The sequence below is a fragment of the Phormidium pseudopriestleyi FRX01 genome (genome assembly GCF_017313335.1).
GTDB lineage: Bacteria > Cyanobacteriota > Cyanobacteriia > Cyanobacteriales > Laspinemataceae > Laspinema > Laspinema pseudopriestleyi.
In genome coordinates this window covers 1-2577 of sequence record NZ_JAFLQW010000242.1, presented here as the reverse complement: position 1 = coordinate 2577, position 2577 = coordinate 1, and the positions used below count along the sequence as shown (strand labels likewise).

1 protein-coding gene is annotated in these 2577 nt (G+C 52.6%); it reads left to right on the top strand.

Going from position 1 to position 2577, the window contains the following annotated elements:
- Positions 1 to 478 precede the first annotated feature (478 nt).
- The coding region (locus J0895_RS08975) for a protein phosphatase 2C domain-containing protein (RefSeq protein ID WP_207087765.1) at positions 479 to 2577 on the top strand (2099 nt) is incomplete at its 3' end.

The window sequence follows — 2577 nt, the reverse complement described above, 5'->3', positions numbered from 1 at the left end:
GATGATTATTCTTAATCGCTTCTACTATTTTAACACGGTTGGCTTATATCCCCAAGGATAAATCCGGGGGCTTTACGCCGATTCTTGGTAAAGCCCCGCACAAGCTCCCGCTCAATCCAGCATCAACCGCATAAGTAAGTTAGACTATTCCGGGATGGGTACGGGAGAATTCCTGATTCAGGGGTTGACAAGGGGGGTTTTCAGACCGCAAAAGTACAACCCAAGCCAATCCGGGCAAGCCTTGGACAATCTGCTGACTTAAAGGCGAGTCATAAAAGCCCTAAACGGACAGAAAAAAGCTAAAATCGGACATTGGCACTTAGGTTGAGCGATCTAGCTTGAACCAGGGGTGACCTACATAGGATACAACTATCATGGATCGAGTCATCAATCTATTCCCCAAATGCGCCCATAGTAAGGAGATCATATTGCCGACATTCGGCTGACTAAAACCAGCTTCCAGGCGCGAGGAATCCCCATGAACAAACCATCGGCCATAATCTACTGTCCCAACTTTACTTGTCAGTCTCCCAACCCGGAGACCCAAAAATTTTGTCAAAAATGTGGCACTCCCCTGCCGAAACGCTACTTATGGGCAGTGGGTGGAACGGGTCGTCCCAGCTATCAACCGGGGGATATTTTAGCCGATCGCTATTTGGTTAAGGAGGATCAGATTCTGGTCGATACCAAACCTGGAGTCTTGCCGGAGATGCCAGTCGAGATTCCCGGGGCGATCATCCCTTATCTCAAACTGTTTCCCCGGAGATTGCACGTTCCCCAGGTTTATGGTCGATTGCCGTCGAAAGGGAACGACCCGAATCGGGATATTTGGTTACTAGAGGAAACGGCGATTTATCCGGAAGGGACAATGGTGGCGCTATGCAAAGGACAACCCCCCGAGGCAGTTCATGCCCAACTGATGCCGTTACTGACTGACTGCTGGGGGGATGCCTCGCCGATGCGCCAGCTTAATTGGTTGTGGCAGATGGCTCAACTGTGGTATCCGTTTAAAAAGGAAGGGGTGGCCCGAAGTCTGCTGAATCCGGGATTGCTCCGGGTGGAAGGAGCCTTGCTGCGCCTGCTGGAATTGCCACGGGATGCGACAACGCCGGACTTGTCTGAACTGGGTCACTTGTGGTTGAATTGGGCCAAGACTGCTCATCCAGCGATCGCCCCCTATCTGGAGCAACTCAGCCAGATGCTAACGATGGGAGATGTGCAAACCCCATCGCAACTGATTGAGCTATTAGACCGGGGTTTGAGTCTGTGTGGAGAGCTTTACAAACGCACCTATTACATTGCAACCGGGACCGATCGCGGCCCAACTCGTCGCCGCAATGAAGATGCCTGTTATCCCCCAAGTGGGATGAGCAGTGCCACCTCAGACACCAGTGGATTAGCGATCGTCTGTGATGGCATTGGTGGACATGAAGGGGGGAATGTTGCGTCCAATTTGGCGATCGAAACCTTACAACAACACCTGGAATCCCTCGTTTCCGAGAATACCCAAAGCGCTCCCCACCGGATCACAGAGCAGATCGAACGTGCCGTCGGGATTGCCAACGATCGCATCGCCAGTCGCAATGATGAAGAACAGCGGCAAGCTCGACAGCGCATGGGAACCACCTTAGTCATGGCCTTGACCCATCGCCATGAAATTTATATCAATCATATTGGGGATAGTCGCGCCTATTGGATTACCTCAACAGGGTGCCGACAAGTCACCCTGGATGATGATGTCGCTTCCCGGGAGGTCCGTTTGGGTTATTCCCTGTATCGGGATGCCTTACAACAAGGGGCAGCAGGGTCTTTGATTCAGGCATTAGGGATGGGAGATTCCTCGGTGCTTCATCCCACAGTCCAACGTTTTATCATCGATGAGGATAGCGCCTTCCTCCTCTGTTCCGATGGGTTGAGTGATAATGACCGGGTGGAGCAATACTGGGAAACGGAAATCCTGCCGATTTTATCCGGGGAATTCCCCGTGTTGCGATCGGTCACCAAGTTAATCGATATTGGTAATTTTCATAACGGCCATGATAACGTCACCGTGGGACTGGTTTACTGCAAGGTAGAACCCATTCGGTCTGCCGGACTCGACTCCCGTCTGTTAGTGGCACAACTCCAATCAGTCCCCCCAGCAGAACCCCTAGAAGACTCTCAACCGACAGGTTTCCCGAAGAAAAATCCCGACAATCTCAACCCCGAGGAGGTCCCGACGGAGTTGAGACACTCTCCACCGCCAAAACGTTCCAAGTTGCCAATGTTACTGGGAATCCTGTTGTTGCTTGGCGTCGGCGTTGTAGGGGGTTTAGTTTTCACCCAGGAGGGATGGCAGAATCCGATCGCGGATTTACGATTGGGGCAGCAAGAAGACCCGAACCCCCCAGATCCCGATCCCGACCCCCTCCCGATTCCGGACATCACAGAACGGGCCACGATAGAACCGGGCCAGTACCTGCAACTGAGGAGTTCGTTCACCGAGGAAGCGCCTGAAGATGGGGAGTTGGTCTTATTGAAGCGACAAGGGAAGGCCATCCCTGGAAATGAACTGGGGTTTATCCCCGGTGGCAGTGT